Genomic DNA, 16,068 nt, shown 5'->3' with positions numbered 1-16,068 from the left:
CCAGCGTCGGCGCGGGCAGCGCGGTGCCCGCGCTCGGCGTCGGCGCGCTGCTGCAAACCTTCGTCGGACTCGCGGTCGTGATCGCGCTCGTGTTCGGCTGCGCGTGGCTCGCGCGGCGCTTCGGCCTGCAAACGGGCCAGCGCGGCGGGCTCGTGAAAACCGTCGGCGGTGCGTCGCTCGGCGGCAAGGAGCGCGTCGCGGTCGTCGAGATCGGCGATACGTGGCTCGTGCTTGGCGCCGCGCCCGGCAACGTGCGTCTGCTGCATACGATGCCGGCCGGTTCGGTTGCCGATGCCCTGGCCGCCTCGCACGCGCCGCATGCCGGCAATCTTCCCGGCACCTTTGGTCAACGCTTTCGCGACGCCCTGAAAGGCGAAGTGGGCAAACGTTTCAACGCGCAAGGCGGCGGGGATCGGTAATGCAGGTCAGTTTCAGGCAAGCGGGTTTTCAGGCTTCACGTCCAGCGCATGAGGCGTATAAGGCGCAGGCCGCGCATAAGGCCCATGAAGCACGCGCAACGCGCCATGACGCGTCCGCCGCTGCATCGCGTGCCGCGTCGCCGCGCCGCATGAGGTCGTGGTGGCCGTTGCTGCCGCTCGCACTCGCGGCGCTGCTATTCGCGCTGCCGACGCTGTCGTTCGCGCAAACCGCCGGCCTGCCGGCCTTCACAACGAGCCCCGGCCCGAACGGCGGCACGACCTACTCGCTGAGCGTGCAGACGATGCTGCTGCTCACGATGCTGTCGTTCCTGCCCGCCATGCTGCTGATGATGACGAGCTTCACGCGCATCGTGATCGTGCTGTCGCTGCTGCGCCAGGCGCTCGGCACGACGACCACGCCGCCGAACCAGGTGCTCGTCGGGCTCGCACTGTTCCTGACGCTGTTCGTGATGTCGCCGGTGCTCGACAAGGCCTATAACGAAGGCTACAAGCCGTTCTCCGAAGGCACGATCACGATGGATCAGGCGGTCTCGCGCGGCGTCGCGCCGTTCAAGACCTTCATGCTGCGGCAGACCCGCGAGAGCGATCTCGCCCTCTTCGCGCGCATCTCGCACGCGGCGCCCATGCAGGGCCCCGAAGACGTGCCGCTGTCGCTGCTGGTGCCCGCGTTCGTCACGAGCGAGCTGAAGACCGGTTTCACGATCGGCTTCACGATCTTCATTCCGTTCCTCATCATCGACATGGTGGTGGCGAGCGTGCTGATGTCGATGGGCATGATGATGGTCTCGCCCGCGACGATCTCGCTGCCGTTCAAGCTGATGCTGTTCGTGCTCGTCGACGGCTGGCAACTGCTGCTCGGCTCGCTCGCACAGAGTTTCGTCTGATGCCGGCCGTGCTTCCGTTCGCCGTTTGGTTCGTTTTCCCGTTCGCTCCACCGATCCCCAGGCACTCACGATGACACCCGAAGCAGTCATGACATTGGCCCACGGGGCCATGTACGTCGGCCTCGTGCTCGCGGCGCCGCTGTTGCTCGTCGCGCTCGTCGTCGGCCTGCTCGTGAGCCTGTTCCAGGCGGCCACGCAGATCAACGAGAGCACGCTGTCGTTCATTCCGAAGCTGCTCGCGATCGTGGTCACGCTCGTGATCGCCGGACCGTGGATGCTCACGACGATGCTCGACTATCTGCGCCACACGCTCAGCAGCATTCCGACGCTCGTCAACTGAGCGTGCCGCCATGTTCACGGTCACCTACGCCCAACTGAACGTCTGGTTGACCGCGTTCCTGTGGCCGTTCGCGCGCATCGCCGCGCTCGTCGCGACCGCGCCGGTCTTCAGCAACGTATCCATGCCGACGCGCGTGAAGATCGGCCTCGCCGCGTTCACGACGATCATCGTCGCGCCGACCGTCGGCGCGCTGCCGCAGGTCACGGTGTTCTCCGCAACCGGCGTGTGGATTCTCGTCAACCAGTTCCTGATCGGCATCGCGCTCGGCGTAACGATGCAGATCGTGTTCCAGGCGATCGACGCGACCGGCTACTTCATCGGCCTCGGCATGGGCCTCGGCTTCGCGACCTTCTTCGACCAGCAGGCGACCGGCTCCGGCGTCGTGATCTCGCGCTACATGACGACGATCGCCACGCTCGTGTTTCTCGCCGTCGACGGTCATCTGCAGGTGATCGCCGCGCTCGTGACGACGTTCCAGTCGGTGCCGGTGTCGGCCAACCTGCTCGCGCCGCACGGCTGGCAGACGCTCGCGAACTGGGGCGGCTCGATCTTCTCGGCGGGGCTGCTGCTCGCGCTGCCGGTCGTCGTCGCGCTGCTGATCGCCAACCTCGCGCTCGGCATTCTCAATCGCGCGGCGCCGCAGATCGGCGTGTTCCAGATCGGCTTTCCGCTCACGATGCTGGTCGGCCTGCTGCTCGTACAGTTGATGCTGCCGAACATGATCCCGTTCTTCGTGCGGCTGTTCGACAGCGGCATCGACGAAATGGGACGGGTCGCGGCGGGACTGAAGTAAAGACGCGGCTTCGATGCCGCAAGCGCGCTGGACGTGATGGACGCGCAGGACGCACCGGATAAAGAAAACCGGCTTGCGCCGGTTTTCCTGTCTCTGCCGCATCCCGCTGTCGCGTAGCGAATCAGTTGTTGATGTACTGGAACAGCGACATGTTCTGGATCTGCACGAACGCCTGCTGCGATGCCTGCAACGCGGCTTGCGTCAGCGTGTACTTGCTGATTGTCGAGACCATGTCGGTCGAGGTCAGATCCGACAGGCTGCTTTGCGTCTGCAGCGTGTTGGTCTGCGTGACCGCTTGCAGCGCCTGCACTTCCTGCTCGCGGCCGCCGACCGACGCCTGCACCGCCGTCACGTTGCCGATCGTGTTGGCAAGCTGGGACAGGCCCGTGTTCAGCGCATTCTGCAGATTCGCCGTGGCCGCCGTGCTGCCCGTCACCGGCTGCTGGAGCGCGGCGATCATCGCGTTCAGGTTGGCGAATACGTCGGTGCCCGCCTGGTTGGCCGGCTGGACCGTGAAGCTGTCGCCGGCGGCCGGCGTGCCCGTGATCGCCACCGTCTGACCGCCCATCGCGATGTCGGCGCCCTCGGTGTAGGTTTGCGGCGTGCCGACCGCACCCGTGGTGGTGTCGGTGATCGTGTAGGCCAGCGTCGCGCCGCTGCCGCTGAACGCAATCTGGTACGCGTCCGCATTCCCCGCGTTGGTCGGATCGTTCACCGTCACCGCGCTGGCCACGCCCGTGCCGGTGTTGGCCGGATTGCCGGCCGCGATCGGCTCCGCATTGGTCGAGCCGACGCCCATGAACACGGCCATCCCGTTGTCGCCGGTTGCCACCTGGGTGTTGCCGGTGACCTGCATGGTGCGCGTGCCGTCGTCGCCCGCATAAACGACCGCGCCGCTCGCATCGGTCGTGAACGCCTGGGTGGCGCTCTGAAACCCCGAGAACAGCGAATTGCCCGAGCTGTCGGTCGCATTGGCGTAGGTCAGCAACTGGTTGCGCAGGCTCGTCAGTTGCGTCGCGATGGCGGTGCGGTCGGCGTCGTTCAGCGAGCCGTTGCTCGCCCTGATGCCGAGCGTGTTGATGCTGTTCAGCGTGCTGAGCACGCCGCCGAGCGTCGAGTCCTCGGCCTGCAGCGACGAAAGTGCCGCGTTCTGGTTCGTCGTGTATTGCGACAGCGCGGTCGCCGTCGAGCTGAGCTGCACGGCCTGGGCCGCGCCGAGCGGATTGTCGGCGGGCGAGGTCAGGCTCGAACCGCTCGAGATTTCCTGATAGATCTGCGACAACTGAGCCTGCTGGTTGCTCATTGTCTCCACGTTCATGCTGAAGTACTGCGCGCTGGAAATACGCATGGTTCGACGCCTTACGAGAAGATGCCAAGCAATGTCTGGAACAGCGTCTGCGCGGTCTGGATAACCTTGCTGTTGGCCTGATAGAGCTGCTGGTACTGAAGCAGGTTCGCTGCTTCCTCATTGATGTTGACGCCCGATACCGACTGCTGCGCCGACGTGATCTGCGTGACGAGCGAGCTTTGCGCGGTCGCCGAGGTCTGGATCTGCGAAGCCTGGTTGCCGATGCCGTTGACGTAGTTCGCGTACGCGTCGGTCAGCGTCGAGGTGCCGCCCGCGAGCGATTGCGCAGTGGTCAGGTTCGACAGCAGTTGCGCGTTGCGGCCGTCGTTGCTCGCGCCGGTATTGGGCCCGATCGTGAACGAGTCGCCGTCCGAGGGCGTGCCGCTGATCGTCACCGTCACGTTGTTCATGCTGCCCGCGGCGGTCGAATTGCTCGGGTTCGTGATCGTGAGCGTCGCGCCCGTGCCCGGCGAGTACGGCACCGCGGTCGTCGCCGAGGTGATCGCGTACGACGTCGAGGGCGGGCCGGCAACCGTCACCGTCGAATTCAGCGGGAAGCCGGTGAGGCCCGTGCCCGCGGTATACGTGAGCGTCGTCTTGCTGGTCGGCGCGCTGTAGCCGGCCGTCACCGAGCCCTGCGTGATCGTCGCGCTGCCGGTGTTCGACGACGCGGCCGAGGCGAGCACCGGCGCCGCCGCCGCGATCGCCTGGGGCGACGTGGTGGCGAGCGCGAAGCCATTGAGCGCGCCGCGCGTCGGCTCGATCGAGAACGAGTCGCCGGCCTTCATCGTGCCGGTGGCCGAGAACTGCAGGCCGCCGATCGGCTTCGTGAGGTCCGCCGCCGAACCGACGATACTGCCGGTTTCGTTGTCGGTCAGCGTATAGGTGCTGCCGTCGTACGAGAGCGTGTAGTCGCTCGTGGTCGGCTGGGTCGCATCGGCGAACGACACGCCGAGCGTCGCGTTGCCGGTGTTCTGCGCATTCGCGTAGACGGTCGGCGCGCCGACCGTGAACAGCGCGCCGCCCGCCGTGCCGTTCAGCGTGATGCCGAGTTCGTTCTGCGCGTTCACCTGCGCGGCGAAACTGGTCGCGATCGCGCCGAGCTGCGCTTCGGCCGGATCGAGCGTCTGCGAACGGAATTGCAGCAGGCCGCCGAGCGTGCCGCCCGACACCTTGGCGTCGGGAAGCGTCTGCGGCGTCGGCACCGGTTTCGCGCCGGCCTGGCCGAGGTACTGGACCGACAGCTCGCTCGGGTCGCTCGCCGAGGTCGCGGTGCCGAGATTGAAGCTGTTGCCGGCCGACACGAGCGGCTGGCCGTTCGACATCAATACGCTGTAGCTGCCGTTGCTGTCCTGCACGACCGACACGCCGATCAGTTGCGACAGGTTCGATACCGCTTCGTCGCGCTGATCGAGCAACTGGTTCGGCGGCTGGCCCTGGCTGCTCGCCTGGGTGATCTGCGTGTTGAGCGCGGCGATCTGCGCGGTGTAGGTGTTGATCTGCGTGACGGCGTTGCTCAGTTGCGTGTTGACGCTCGCACGCAACTGGTCGTATTGCGCGCCCGCCGCGTTGATCTGGTTCGCGAGCGTCTGCGCGTCGCTAACCGCGGTTTGCCGCGTGGAAATGCTCGACGCATTGTTGGCAATGTTCTGCAGGCCGGTGAAATATCCGGTGATGGCGCTCGCGATCCCTGCGGTCGGGCTGCCGACCAGGTTGTTCAGCTGCGAGATCATCGTGTTGTACGCGCTGAGCGCGCTACTCGACGACTGCGCGTTGTTCAGCTCCGTCGCCAGATACTGGCTGTACTGGCGCTGCACGGTGTCGGTAGAGACGCCCATCGGCAGATAGCCGGAGCCCGTGTAGCTGCCGCCGACTTCCGAATAGACCGGCGTTTCGAGCGAGTAGCCGGGCGTCGACGAGTTGCTGATGTTCTCGCCGGTCGTCGTCAAACCCCACTGGGCGGCATTGAGTCCGCTGAGGCCGATATTGAAGAGATTGCTGGACATGCGTCATCCTGAAGGGCGGCACCGCAGACCTGCCGCCACGTTGCTGGAACATCCTCTTTAACGGCCCGTCGCGCGAAAAATTGAGGGCCGTTCCGCTTCGTACGACGCTTTCTTTCGCGTCGTTGCAACGTTTGCGCGCCGAGCCGGAGAAACGCGCGCCGTGCGGTGTGCACGGTGCGCGTTGCGTTCGGCTCGCGTCGTTTGCGCTCGCTTCGTTTGGCGCGTCTCGTTTGGCGCGTTTCGTCCGGTACGTCCGGTACGTCCGGTACGTCGTGCCGGGCTAGCGCACCAGCGAGCGGCGCTTCATTTCGAGCTGCGTGATGAGCCGCTGCAGCGTGTTTTCCGCGCTGCCGGGCAGCGTCAGAAAGCGGAAGCCGAGCTGGTAGCGCTGCGTGCCGTTCGGCAGCGCAATCGAGCGATGCGACACGAGCTGCAGATCGAGCGATAGACGGCCGAGCGCACCGAGCGCGAGTTCGCAGTCCATCAGGCGCGTGCCCATCGGCAATTCGGCGACGCGCTCGTCGGTCGTGCGCATGCCGAGGCCGCCGAGCGACAGGTCGTGCACCTCGAAGCGGAACGTGTCGCCGCCGGGAAAGCGTCCGCTACACACGTAGGGATCGAGAATCGGCGCGTTGACGCGGAAGTACTCGCGGCGCTGCACGTAGAACAGCACCTCGGGGAAGTCGGCCTCGAACGCGGGCAGTCCCTCGAAGCGCGTCTCGCGCGGCGTCGCGGTCACGAACTCGACACGCACGCCGTCCGGCGCGGCGTGGAACTTGCAGCGCGGCGCGGCGAGCAGCCCCTTGTTCTGTTCGGAGAGCGCGCCCCAATCGAAAGTGAAGGTGCGCTCGCGCACGTCGACGTCGAGCAGGCGAGTGACGAGCTGCCCGCCCGCGTATTCGACGGTGAGGAAATCGCCGCGATTGACGAGATTGCGCAACTGCACGCCGATCTCGAGCGGATTGCGGCGGCCGAAATCGGGAACGCTTTCGTCTTGCGGGTCGTGCGGCTGGCCGTGTGTGTCGATCTGGCTATTCGACTGGTTCATATCCATGAGCTTGCCGGTATGCATGTTCTGGCGGGCACGCGCCAACGGTTCTTTCGACCCGAAGGTCTTTAGCGCCGCCGCGGCCCGCGCGTTCGACCGGAATGACAGCGATTTTCCGGTATCGGGTCTAACTCGTTAGCGGCAGCACCCAGTCAAAATTTAGGGCACTTTTATTAAAAATTTGCTGCAAATTCGCCGCAAACGTTAAAACTCGATCCGCCCCTTTCCCCATGCTTTTTCACGCCGGCTGTTTAGCGCCGCTTCGATTGCCGCGCCTTTATGCATATGCCTTTACGTGCGAGCGCGTTACGCATGCTCTTTCACCTTGCCCGCCTACTGCCTGAACCGCTTCAACGCTCATGTACGGCGTACCGCCTCACAGCTTATTCTCGCGGATCGGCCAGCCGCCTTCCGGCAGCCGGCCTTCTTCCGTCTTATATGCACCTGGCCCCGTCGCGTGCATTCTTTAATCAGCCCATTTTCTGCATGATCGACAACAGCTTTTTCGCGTAATGCGGGTCGGTTGCATAACCGGCGCGCTGCATGCCGTTCGCGAAACCGTTCACGTCATGCGACGAATTGATCACCTGCGCATAGCGCGGGTTGTTCTTCAGCAGGCTCGCGTAGTCGGTCATCGCTTCCTCGTACGAGTCGTACGCGCGGAATTTTTCGACGCTGCGCTGCGGCTTGCCGTTCACGTATTCTGTCGTCACCGTCGAGACGGTCTTGCCGGTCCAGTCCGGCGTCGCCTTGATGCCGAACACGTTGTGGCTCGTCGAGCCATCGGCTTTCCTGATCTCGCTCTTGCCCCAACCCGTTTCGAGCGCCGCCTGCCCGACGATGAAGCGCGCCGGAATGCCGGTCGCCGCGCTCGCGGCCTGCGCCGGCGCGGCGAGCTTGTCGACGAACGCATCGACTTTCGGCGAGCTGCCGTCGCCGCGCAACGGCGGCGTCAACGAACTATTGCCCGAGTAGCCGTGGCCGAGCGCGAGCTGGCCGTTCGCCTGCGCATTGCCGTAGGCGCGCGCGAGCGCGTTGAGCGCGGCGGTTTGACCTTCGTCGCCGCCGCTGCCGCCGCCGAGCGCGTTCGCCATGCCGGCGAGACCGCCAGCGGCACCGGCGCCGCCCACGCCACCCGAGCCGCCCACCTGCATGCCCTGGTTGCGCATCAACTGCTTGAGCATCGCGTCGGCGACGCCGATGCCCTTCTTCGACAACTGCTGCGCCAACTGCTGATCCATCATCGACGTGAAGGTCGCCGAATCGTGCGAATCGAACGGGCCGTCCTGCGGCGTCGCATCGCGCATGCTTTTGAGCATCATCTGCGTGAAGACCGCGTCGAACTGCTGCGCGGCCATCTTCATGCCGGCTTGCGGCGAAGCCTTGGCCTGCGCGCTCAGTGCGCCGAAGCCCTGTACGTCGAGCGCGAAGCGGCTGCTGAGGTCGTTCGCGGAGTTGACGCTATTGGTCGGATTCGAATTCATCTGCTGTCTTCCCTAGATGATTTCCAGATCGGCGCGCAACGCACCCGCCGCCTTCATGGCCTGCAGGATCGACATCAGATCCGCGGGCGTCGCGCCGAGCGCGTTGAGCGCCTTCACGACTTCGGCGAGGTTCGCGCCGGCGTTCACGAGCTTCAGCGAGCCGTTGTCCTGCTTCATCTGGATCTGCGACTGCTGCGCGACCACGGTGCGGCCGTTCGAGAACGCGCCGGGCTGGCTCACGACCGGCTGCGTGTTGATGACCACCGACAGATTGCCGTGCGCGACCGCGCAGCTCTGCAGCGTGACCATCTGGTTCATCACGATCGAGCCGGTGCGCGCATTGAGGATCACCTTCGCGGCCGCCTGGGCCGGGTGCACGTCGAGGTTCTGCAACTGCGCCATGAACGAGACCTGCTGTTGCGGATCGCCCGGCGCGCGCAACTGGATCGTGCGGCCGTCGAGCGCGGTCGCGGTGCCGCTACCGAACGCGTTGTCGATCGCGGCGACGACGCGCTGCGTCGTGTCGTAGTCCATGTCGTTCATATCGAGCTGCATCGTGCCGGCCTGCGACACCGCGGTCGGCACCGCGCGCTCGACGATCGCGCCGGCCGCGATGCGGCCCGCCGCGAGCTGGTTGACCTGCACCTTGCTGCCGTTCGCGCGCGCGCCCGCGCCGCCGACCGCGACGTTGCCCTGGCCGAGCGCGTACACCTGGCCGTCGGCGCCCTTCAGCGGCGTGAGCAGCAGCGTGCCGCCGCGCAGGCTCTTCGCGTTGCCGAGCGAAGACACCGTCACGTCGATCGCCTCGCCGGGCCGCGCGAACGGCGGCAGCACCGCGGTCACCATCACCGCGGCGACGTTCTTCAACTGGATGTTCGACAGCGACGACTGCGAGTTGGTCGAGCCCGCCGCCTGGTTGTTGATCGAGATGCCGAGGTTCGCCAGCATGTTGGCGAGCGTCTGCGTCGTGAACGGCGTCTGCGTGGTCTGGTCGCCGGTGCCGTCGAGACCGACCACGAGGCCGTAGCCGATCAGTGGGTTGTCGCGCACGCCCTGAATTTGCGCGAGGTCTTTCAGACGCTCGGCATGCGCGGGCGTCGCGAGCGGCAGCACCGCGCAGGCGAGCGCGAGCGACGACGCCAGCGCGGCGAGCGCGCGGCCGTAGCGCGTGGAGCTCACGAGGCGCGGCAGGTGTGGAAGACGCACGAGGAAAAGACGCACGAAGCGGCGCAGGGAGAACGAGGCGCGAAGGTTCGGAACGGTACGCATGATTACCACGGCGCCACGTTGAGGAAGAAGCGCTGCAGCCAGCCCATGTTCTCCGCTTCGTCGATATAGCCCTTCGCCGAGTACTCGATTTTCGCGTCGGCGACCTGGGTCGAATACACCGCGTTGAGGCTCGAAATCGTGTTCGGATTCACGACGCCGGAGAAGCGCACGAACTCGTTGCCCTGGTTGATGAGCATCTGCTTCTGGCCGCTCACGATCAGGTTGCCGTTCGCCTGCACGCCCGTCACGGTGACGGTAATCGTGCCGTTGAACGTATTCGACGCGTTCGCGCCGCCGGTGCCCGAAAACACGTTCGCGCCGTTCGCGCTCAGGTTGGTCTTGCCAAAGAGGCCGCCGAGAAAGCCTGCGGTCGGCACGGCGAAATTCGTGTTGCCGTTGCGGTTCGCGTTCGCCCCCGACGACTTGGTCGCGTTGATGTTCTCGGCGATCACGATCGTGATGATGTCGCCCACGTTGCGCGGCCGCTGGTCTTCGAACAGCGGACGGCCCGCGAAACCCGGGTTGTAGATCGAGCCCGGCGCCTGCGCCTGCGGCGGAACCGGCGGCATCGCGGTCATCGGCTGCTGCGTGATCGGCTCCTTGGGCACGAGCCCGCAGCCGCCCAGCGCCGCGAGCAGCGTGAGCTGCACGAGCGCCTGGGCCGTGCGCGAATGCACCGGGGTGCGAGTGAAATCCGACATCGTGATCACCTTGCTTGAATCCCTGCCCCTCAAACCTGCATCTGGCTGAGGGTTTGCAGCATCTGGTCGGAGGTCGTCACGGCCTTGCTGTTGATTTCGTACGCGCGCTGGGTCTGGATCATGTTGACCAGTTCCTGCACGACGTTCACGTTCGACGCTTCGACGTAGCCCTGGTTGAGCGAGCCCGCGCCGTTCAGGCCCGGCTGCGAGACGTTCGGCGCACCCGACGAGGCGGTCTCCGCGAACAGGTTCTCGCCCTTCGCGTCGAGGCCGGCCGGGTTGATGAAGGTCGCGATCTGCATCGAGCCGAGCTGCTGGCTGTTGGTCGAACCGGCCACCGTGATCGACACGACGCCGTCGCTGCCGATCGTGAGCGAAGTGGCGTTGGTCGGGATCGTGATCGCCGGAATCACCTGATAGCCGCTCGACGTGACGAGCTGGCCCTGCGCGTTGGTCTGGAACGAACCGTCGCGCGTGTAGGCGGTCGTGCCGTCGGGCATCTGCACCTGGAAGAAGCCCGCGCCGTTGATGGCGATGTCCTTCGAGTTGCCGGTCTGCTGCAGGTTGCCCTGCGTGTACAGGCGCTCGGTCGCGACCTGCTGCACGCCGGTGCCGAGCTGGATGCCGGACGGCAGTTCGGTCTGCTGCGTCGAGTTGGCGCCGGGCTGGCGGATGGTCTGGTACAGCAGATCCTCGAAGACCGCGCGCGAGCCCTTGAAGCCGTTGGTGCTGACGTTCGCGAGGTTGTTCGAGATCACGTCCATCTGCGCCTGTTGCGCATTCATGCCGGTCGCGGCGATATAGAGTGAGCGGTTCACTTAGGGTTCTCCAATGTTGGAGCGCGCCTCGTCGCGCGCCCCATGGCAATCCGTCAGCTGAAGCTGAGCAGCTGGTTGGCGGACTGATCGTTCTTGTCGGCGTTTTCCAGCAGCTGCGTCTGCATCTGGAACTGGCGCGCGTTGGTGATCATCGAGACCATCGCGCTGACCGGATTCACGTTGCTGCCCTCGAGCGAGGCCGGTGCGAGCGTGACGGTCGGATCGGCGTCGGCGGGATTGCCGTCGGCGGTGCGAAAGAGGCCGTCGTCGCCGCGCGTGAGCGTCTGCGGATCGGGGTTCACGAGCTTCAGCTGATCGACGGTCACGACCGCGGTCGGCGGATCGCCGGGCGTCAGCGCCGACACCGTGCCGTCCTTGCCGATCGTGATCTCCGCGCCCGGCGGCACCGACACCGGCCCGCCGTTGCCGAGCACGACCTGATTGGTCGCGTTCACGAGCTGGCCGTTTTCGTCGATGTGCAGGTTGCCCGCGCGCGTGTAGGCCTCGTTGCCGTCGGCGGTTTGCACCGACAGCCAGCCCGGCCCCTGGATCGCCACGTCGAGCGGATTGCCGGTCTGCTGGATCGGCCCCGGCGTGTAGTCGGCGCCCGGCGTCGACGACAGCACGAACGTGCGGGTCGTGTCGTCGTTGATCGAGCTGCCGTCGCCGAACGACATCGGCACGGCGCGGAAGGTTTCGAGCTGCGCGCGAAAACCCGTGGTCGAGGCGTTCGCGAGGTTGTTCGCGACGATCGCCTGCTGTTCGAGCGCCTGCGTGCTGCCCGACATCGCGGTGTAGATCAGCCGATCCATGATGGGGTCCCGTTGGCTTACAGGTTGATCAGGGTCTGGTCGACGGTCTGCTGGGTCTTGATCGTCTGCGCGTTCGCCTGATAGTTGCGCTGCGCGGTAATCAGGTTCACCAGCTCGCTCGTCAGATCGACGTTCGAGTTTTCGACCGCGCCGCCTTGCAGCACGCCGTGATTGGTCGAGCCCGGCGCGGAAATCTGCGCGACGCCCGAAGCCGCGGTCTGTCCGTACTCGTTGTTGCCGAGATCGACGAGGCCGTTCTGGTTCGAGAAGTTCGCGAGCACGATCTGGCCGAGCGCGGCGGTCTGCCCGTTCGAGTAGTTGCCGGTCAGCGTGCCGTCGGTGCCGACCGTGAAGCTGGTCAGCTGGCCTGCCGCGTAGCCGTCGGTCGAGAGGCTGTTCACGCCGTCCTTGCCGCCGTACTGCGTGGTCGTGCCGAGGTTCAGCGTGATGTTCTGCGGCGTCGACGAACCGTCCGAGGTCGGGATCGACACGTTGAACGCGCCGAGCGTCGTGGTCGGCGTGCCGTCGGGGTTGGCCGTGCTGACGAGCGTGCCCGACGAGTTGAAGTTCGCCGTGCCGACGAGCGTCGCCGCGCCGGTCGAGGTGCCCGCGTACACGTTCCACGTGCCGGCGGACGTCTTCGCGAAATACATGTTGACCGTCTGCGAGCCGCCGAGCGTGTCGTAGGCGGTCGTGCTGGTCGAGTAGTTGTAGGTCGACGCGCTGTTCTGGTTGAACGCGGTCGGATTCGGCGCGACGGTGTAGCTGTCGCCGCTCGCCGGCGCGCCGCTGAACGTGATGCTCTCGCCGTTGCCGAGCGTGATCGCGGTGCCGGCGGTGAAGTCCTGCGAAGCCGAGGTCGTGCCGAGCGTGTGATCCGTGATCGTGTAGGTCGTCGGGCTCGTGAAGTTGATCGTGTAGTTGTCGGTGTTGGTGCCCGCGGCGCCGTTCGTGATCGTCGCGCCGGTCGTGTTGAGCGTGCCGGTGTTGCCCGCGCCGGCCGTCACGGTCGGCGCGCCGAGCATCAGGTCGTCCTGCGCGTTGAGGTTCAGGCCCGCGGTGATCGAGGTGGTCGCCTGCGGCGCGATGTTCGCGGTCGGCACCTTCAGTGGCACGGTCTGCGCGGTGTTGATGATGCCCGAGCTGTTGGCGCCGTAGCCCATCAGCTGCAGACCCTGCGCGTTCGTGATGTAGCCGTTCTTGTCGAGCTGGAACACGCCGTTGCGCGAATAGGTCAGCGTGCCGTTGCTCGACATCTGGAAGAAACCGTTGCCGTTGATCGCCACGTTCAACGCCTGGTTGGTCGTGGTGATCGTGCCTTGCGAGAACTGCTGCTGCACTTCGGAAAGCTGCGTGCCGATACCGACCTGCTGGTTCACGGCTGTCGCGATCGAATTGGCGTACATGTCGGCGAATTCGGCGGTGCCGCTCTTGAAGCCGACCGTGTTGGCGTTGGCGATGTTGTTGCCAATCACGTCGAGATCGCTCGACGACGCGGACAACCCGCTCAAACCTTGTTGATAACCCATGACGTGCTCCGTATCTGGAAAGTCGTAACTGAATTGATCTGAATCAGAGGATCGCGGCGATGTCCGTCAGCCCGACCGTCGAACCATTCGACAGCACGAGGCCCGCCGTACCGCTGCTCTGCGTCACGACGCCGTCCACGGTCGCGCCGGTCAGCGTGGTGGCCGTGGCCTGCTGGCCGTTGATCGAGCCGGTCGCGGTGATCGTGTAGGTGCCGTCGGCAAGCGTGTTGCCCGCCGCGTCGGTCGGCGTCCAGCCGACCGGCACCGTGCCGGCCGACTGCTTGCCGAGGTCGATCGTGTTGACGATCGTGCCGGCCGAGTTCTTCACGACCACCTGCAGGTCGCTCACGTCGTTGGCGAGCGTGACGCCGAACGGCGTGGCCTTGCCGCTCGACACCGAGATCGAATTGCCCGGCGCGAGCACGGTCGAGCCGATCAGCAGCGCGGACTGCGATTGCTGGCCCGCCGAAAGCTGCGTCGACAGCGAGGACAGCGAAGTGTTGAGCTGGCTGATGCCCTGCACCGTGCTGATCTGCGCGAGCTGCGAGGTCATCTGCGAGCTGTCCATCGGATTGGTCGGGTCCTGGTTCTTCAGCTGCGCGACGAGCAGTTGCAGAAACGTGTTCTGCAGATCGGTGGCCGAGGTGCCCGACGTGCTGCCCGTCGAACCGGTCGCGTTCGCGCCGTTCATCGTGTCGAGCAGCGTCTGCGAAACGGTCGTGCCGTTGCTGCCGATCGTGGTGTTGGTGGTCAAGGCTCTCTCCTCAGGTTCCGATCGTGAGCGTTTTCAGCATCAGGGTTTTGGCGGTGTTCAGCGTTTCGACGTTGGCCTGATACGAACGCGAAGCCGAGATCATGTTGACCATTTCCTGCACCGGGTCGACGTTCGGCAAGGTCACGTAGCCGTCGGCGTCGGCGGCCGGATTGCCGGGTTCGTAGGCGGTCTTCATCGGCGAAGGGTCGTCGATCACGCCCGTCACCTGCACGCCGCCGACCTGCTGGCCGGAGCCCGAGCGCGCGCCGCCGAGCGGGTTCACCGCGAACACGACCTGCTTGGCCTTGTACGGCTGGCCGTCCGGGCCGGTGGTACTGTCCGCGTTGGCGAGGTTCGACGCCGTCACGTTGAGCCGCTGCGACTGCGCCGACATCGCGGAGCCTGCAACACCAAAAATATTCATCAGGGATGGCATGTTTCCTGACCTCTCCTGCCGGTTCGGGCCGGCTTCACGTTAAGTCCCGTAGCGTTTCGTTCGGTACCGCCACGCTCGTTCGCGCGGATCGCGCGCCTGTCTTGAGCGTGTTTCGCGCATCTGTTGCATCTGTTATCTGTTGCGTGCGCTTTGCTGCGTTTGCCGTACTTTGCTGCACCTGGCAGCCTCTGCGATCCGCGCGCTTTGCCGCTTTGCCGCCATACGCGCGAATCGTGTATTCGTGTGCTCCCGGTTAGCTGCCCGACGTGATCGCCGCGAGCATCGTCTTCACCTGGTTCGACACCACCGTCATGCCCGATTCGAAATGCAGCGTGTTGTCGGCGAACTGCACGCGCTCGGTGTCGATGTCGACCGTGTTGCCGTCGAGCGAAGGCTGCACCGGAATCCGGTATTGCAGGTTGCCGTAGTCGTCGGGGCTGCCGCCCGTCGCCGTGAGCGTCGTCTTGCCGCTCATGTGGCCGGGTTCGGTCGCCGACATCGACATGCCGCTCGTCACGCCGGCCGGTTGCGTCATCGCGAGCGTCGAGCTGTTCGACGCGCCTTGGCCCGCGCTGCTGCCGCCCGTCTTCTTCAGCGCACCGGCAAGCGACGAGGCGAAGTCGACGTCGCGCGCCTTGTAGCCGGGCGTGTCGGCATTGGCGATGTTCGACGACAGCAGTTCCTGCCGGTAGGCGCGCACATCCATCGCCTGCCGGCCGAAGGCGAATTCGGCATCGAGTTTGTCCAGCATGGAAATCTCCCGAGAACGTTCCCAAGGTCTTGCCGTGCGCTGAACATGCAAGCGAGCGGCGCGGCGGCCGGCAAGACCTTTTTGCATGAGGTGCATCTTATGGGCCGGGCGCAAGCGGCAATCGGACGAATAACCGGGAAAGGGGGCTTCTATTCAACGTTTGCGCGAGAGAGGCGCTCACTAGAATGCAAGGCGTACCGATGCATTCGATGGAGACCCACGATGGACCAGCCCACTTCCGCCTTGCCGCAGCGCGCGTATTGCGCGGCGGCAGATCGTGCAGATTCGGGCGCGAGTGCGGGTATGGTTGCGGGCGCGGAAGAGGGTTCGCGGCACGCCATGCACGCACCGCGGGTTGTGCCGCGCGTGGCGGTGCGAGCCGGCTCGCGGCTGCTCGCGCGTCTTTGCACGCGGCTCGTCGTGCAGGTCGCGTTATGGGTCGCGGGCGGCATCGTGCTGTTGCCGGCCACGACCCAGGCGCAGGCGCAAGAGCACGACGGCGGCGGGCCGATCGTGATTCCGGGACCCGGCGAAAAGAATCCGGCGGCGCTCAACGATCTCGTGCAGCAGATGCAGACGCCCGCGCAGCGTGCGTCCTCGGCGGCGTCGCTGGCGGCTGCCACGGCGCAGTCGCTCGGGCGGGCGCCGGCCTCGC

At 65.7% G+C, this 16,068-nt stretch carries 16 protein-coding genes and 1 pseudogene; 5 read left to right on the top strand and 12 right to left on the bottom strand.

Features of this window, described 5'->3' with window-relative positions; translation table 11 throughout:
- From fliO to fliR, 4 genes are all read left to right on the top strand, one after another.
- On the top strand, positions 1-419 hold a 419-nt coding region (gene fliO, locus GXB81_RS27925; RefSeq protein WP_205990882.1), incomplete at its 5' end, for a flagellar biosynthetic protein FliO.
- A gap of 149 nt (positions 420-568) precedes the next feature.
- The gene (gene fliP / locus GXB81_RS27920; RefSeq protein WP_167047369.1) at positions 569-1,324 is read left to right on the top strand and encodes a flagellar type III secretion system pore protein FliP; all 756 of its coding nucleotides are present in this window, start codon (positions 569-571) and stop codon (positions 1,322-1,324) included.
- Positions 1,325-1,394: 70 nt separating this feature from the next.
- On the top strand, positions 1,395-1,664 hold the full coding sequence (fliQ, locus tag GXB81_RS27915; RefSeq protein WP_167047366.1) for a flagellar biosynthesis protein FliQ: 270 nt from the start codon (positions 1,395-1,397) through the stop codon (positions 1,662-1,664).
- Between the two features lie 10 nt (positions 1,665-1,674).
- Entirely contained in the window at positions 1,675-2,457 is a 783-nt protein-coding gene (gene fliR / locus GXB81_RS27910) for a flagellar biosynthetic protein FliR (RefSeq protein WP_205990881.1), read from the top strand.
- 121 nt (positions 2,458-2,578) lie between these two features.
- Here fliR and flgL read toward each other — a convergent pair whose 3' ends face one another.
- From flgL to flgB, 12 genes are all read right to left on the bottom strand, one after another.
- Positions 2,579-3,805 carry a flagellar hook-associated protein FlgL gene (gene flgL / locus GXB81_RS27905; RefSeq protein ID WP_167047360.1) on the bottom strand — a complete coding sequence of 409 codons (1,227 nt, stop codon included), beginning with the start codon at positions 3,803-3,805 and terminating at the stop codon, positions 2,579-2,581.
- 11 nt (positions 3,806-3,816) lie between these two features.
- Positions 3,817-5,811, bottom strand: a complete 1,995-nt coding sequence (gene flgK / locus GXB81_RS27900) for a flagellar hook-associated protein FlgK (RefSeq protein WP_167285528.1) — start codon at positions 5,809-5,811, stop codon at positions 3,817-3,819.
- 280 nt (positions 5,812-6,091) lie between these two features.
- Positions 6,092-6,865, bottom strand: coding sequence for a flagellar brake protein (locus GXB81_RS27895; RefSeq protein ID WP_205193236.1), 774 nt, complete (start codon positions 6,863-6,865; stop codon positions 6,092-6,094).
- Positions 6,866-7,329: 464 nt separating this feature from the next.
- Positions 7,330-8,343 carry a flagellar assembly peptidoglycan hydrolase FlgJ gene (gene flgJ, locus GXB81_RS27890; protein WP_167285527.1) on the bottom strand — a complete coding sequence of 338 codons (1,014 nt, stop codon included), beginning with the start codon at positions 8,341-8,343 and terminating at the stop codon, positions 7,330-7,332.
- 12 nt (positions 8,344-8,355) lie between these two features.
- Complete coding sequence (locus GXB81_RS27885) at positions 8,356-9,534, bottom strand: flagellar basal body P-ring protein FlgI (protein WP_241016548.1); 1,179 nt, start codon at positions 9,532-9,534, stop codon at positions 8,356-8,358.
- An 80-nt stretch (positions 9,535-9,614) separates the two neighbouring features.
- On the bottom strand, positions 9,615-10,313 hold the full coding sequence (gene flgH / locus GXB81_RS27880; RefSeq protein ID WP_167285526.1) for a flagellar basal body L-ring protein FlgH: 699 nt from the start codon (positions 10,311-10,313) through the stop codon (positions 9,615-9,617).
- A gap of 29 nt (positions 10,314-10,342) precedes the next feature.
- Positions 10,343-11,131 (bottom strand): flagellar basal-body rod protein FlgG, encoded by a 789-nt coding sequence (flgG, locus tag GXB81_RS27875; RefSeq protein ID WP_205990880.1) that lies wholly within the window; start codon positions 11,129-11,131, stop codon positions 10,343-10,345.
- Between the two features lie 53 nt (positions 11,132-11,184).
- Complete coding sequence (gene flgF, locus GXB81_RS27870; RefSeq protein ID WP_167047345.1) at positions 11,185-11,943, bottom strand: flagellar basal-body rod protein FlgF; 759 nt, start codon at positions 11,941-11,943, stop codon at positions 11,185-11,187.
- Between the two features lie 17 nt (positions 11,944-11,960).
- Positions 11,961-13,472, bottom strand: coding sequence for a flagellar hook protein FlgE (locus GXB81_RS27865; RefSeq protein WP_167285525.1), 1,512 nt, complete (start codon positions 13,470-13,472; stop codon positions 11,961-11,963).
- Positions 13,473-13,515: 43 nt separating this feature from the next.
- Complete coding sequence (locus GXB81_RS27860; RefSeq protein ID WP_167047339.1) at positions 13,516-14,226, bottom strand: flagellar hook assembly protein FlgD; 711 nt, start codon at positions 14,224-14,226, stop codon at positions 13,516-13,518.
- A gap of 10 nt (positions 14,227-14,236) precedes the next feature.
- Positions 14,237-14,662, bottom strand: a complete 426-nt coding sequence (gene flgC, locus GXB81_RS27855; protein WP_085483139.1) for a flagellar basal body rod protein FlgC — start codon at positions 14,660-14,662, stop codon at positions 14,237-14,239.
- 253 nt (positions 14,663-14,915) lie between these two features.
- Positions 14,916-15,413 carry a flagellar basal body rod protein FlgB gene (gene flgB, locus GXB81_RS27850; RefSeq protein WP_167047336.1) on the bottom strand — a complete coding sequence of 166 codons (498 nt, stop codon included), beginning with the start codon at positions 15,411-15,413 and terminating at the stop codon, positions 14,916-14,918.
- A 222-nt stretch (positions 15,414-15,635) separates the two neighbouring features.
- On the opposite strand from flgB, the pseudogene GXB81_RS27845 reads away from it, so the two are divergent.
- Positions 15,636-16,068: pseudogene (locus GXB81_RS27845) on the top strand (flagellar basal body P-ring formation protein FlgA); the annotation flags it as partial.

Source organism: Paraburkholderia sp. Ac-20336 (assembly GCF_017105025.1).
Taxonomy (GTDB): domain Bacteria; phylum Pseudomonadota; class Gammaproteobacteria; order Burkholderiales; family Burkholderiaceae; genus Paraburkholderia.
Note: the sequence above shows the minus strand (reverse complement) of the source record. Positions and strands in the feature narration are given on the sequence as shown.

Bases quoted from the DNA above. Each gene is read 5' to 3' on its own strand.
- GXB81_RS27895 (WP_205193236.1), bottom strand. From the start codon at position 6,865: ATGGATATGAACCAGTCGAATAGCCAGATCGACACACACGGCCAGCCG.
- flgH (WP_167285526.1), bottom strand. From the start codon at position 10,313: ATGTCGGATTTCACTCGCACCCCGGTGCATTCGCGCACGGCCCAGGCG.
- fliP (WP_167047369.1), top strand. From the start codon at position 569: ATGAGGTCGTGGTGGCCGTTGCTGCCGCTCGCACTCGCGGCGCTGCTA.
- flgJ (WP_167285527.1), bottom strand. From the start codon at position 8,343: ATGAATTCGAATCCGACCAATAGCGTCAACTCCGCGAACGACCTCAGC.
- flgL (WP_167047360.1), bottom strand. From the start codon at position 3,805: ATGCGTATTTCCAGCGCGCAGTACTTCAGCATGAACGTGGAGACAATG.
- flgK (WP_167285528.1), bottom strand. From the start codon at position 5,811: ATGTCCAGCAATCTCTTCAATATCGGCCTCAGCGGACTCAATGCCGCC.
- flgF (WP_167047345.1), bottom strand. From the start codon at position 11,943: ATGGATCGGCTGATCTACACCGCGATGTCGGGCAGCACGCAGGCGCTC.
- GXB81_RS27865 (WP_167285525.1), bottom strand. From the start codon at position 13,472: ATGGGTTATCAACAAGGTTTGAGCGGGTTGTCCGCGTCGTCGAGCGAT.
- flgB (WP_167047336.1), bottom strand. From the start codon at position 15,413: ATGCTGGACAAACTCGATGCCGAATTCGCCTTCGGCCGGCAGGCGATG.
- fliR (WP_205990881.1), top strand. From the start codon at position 1,675: ATGTTCACGGTCACCTACGCCCAACTGAACGTCTGGTTGACCGCGTTC.
- fliQ (WP_167047366.1), top strand. From the start codon at position 1,395: ATGACACCCGAAGCAGTCATGACATTGGCCCACGGGGCCATGTACGTC.
- flgC (WP_085483139.1), bottom strand. From the start codon at position 14,662: ATGCCATCCCTGATGAATATTTTTGGTGTTGCAGGCTCCGCGATGTCG.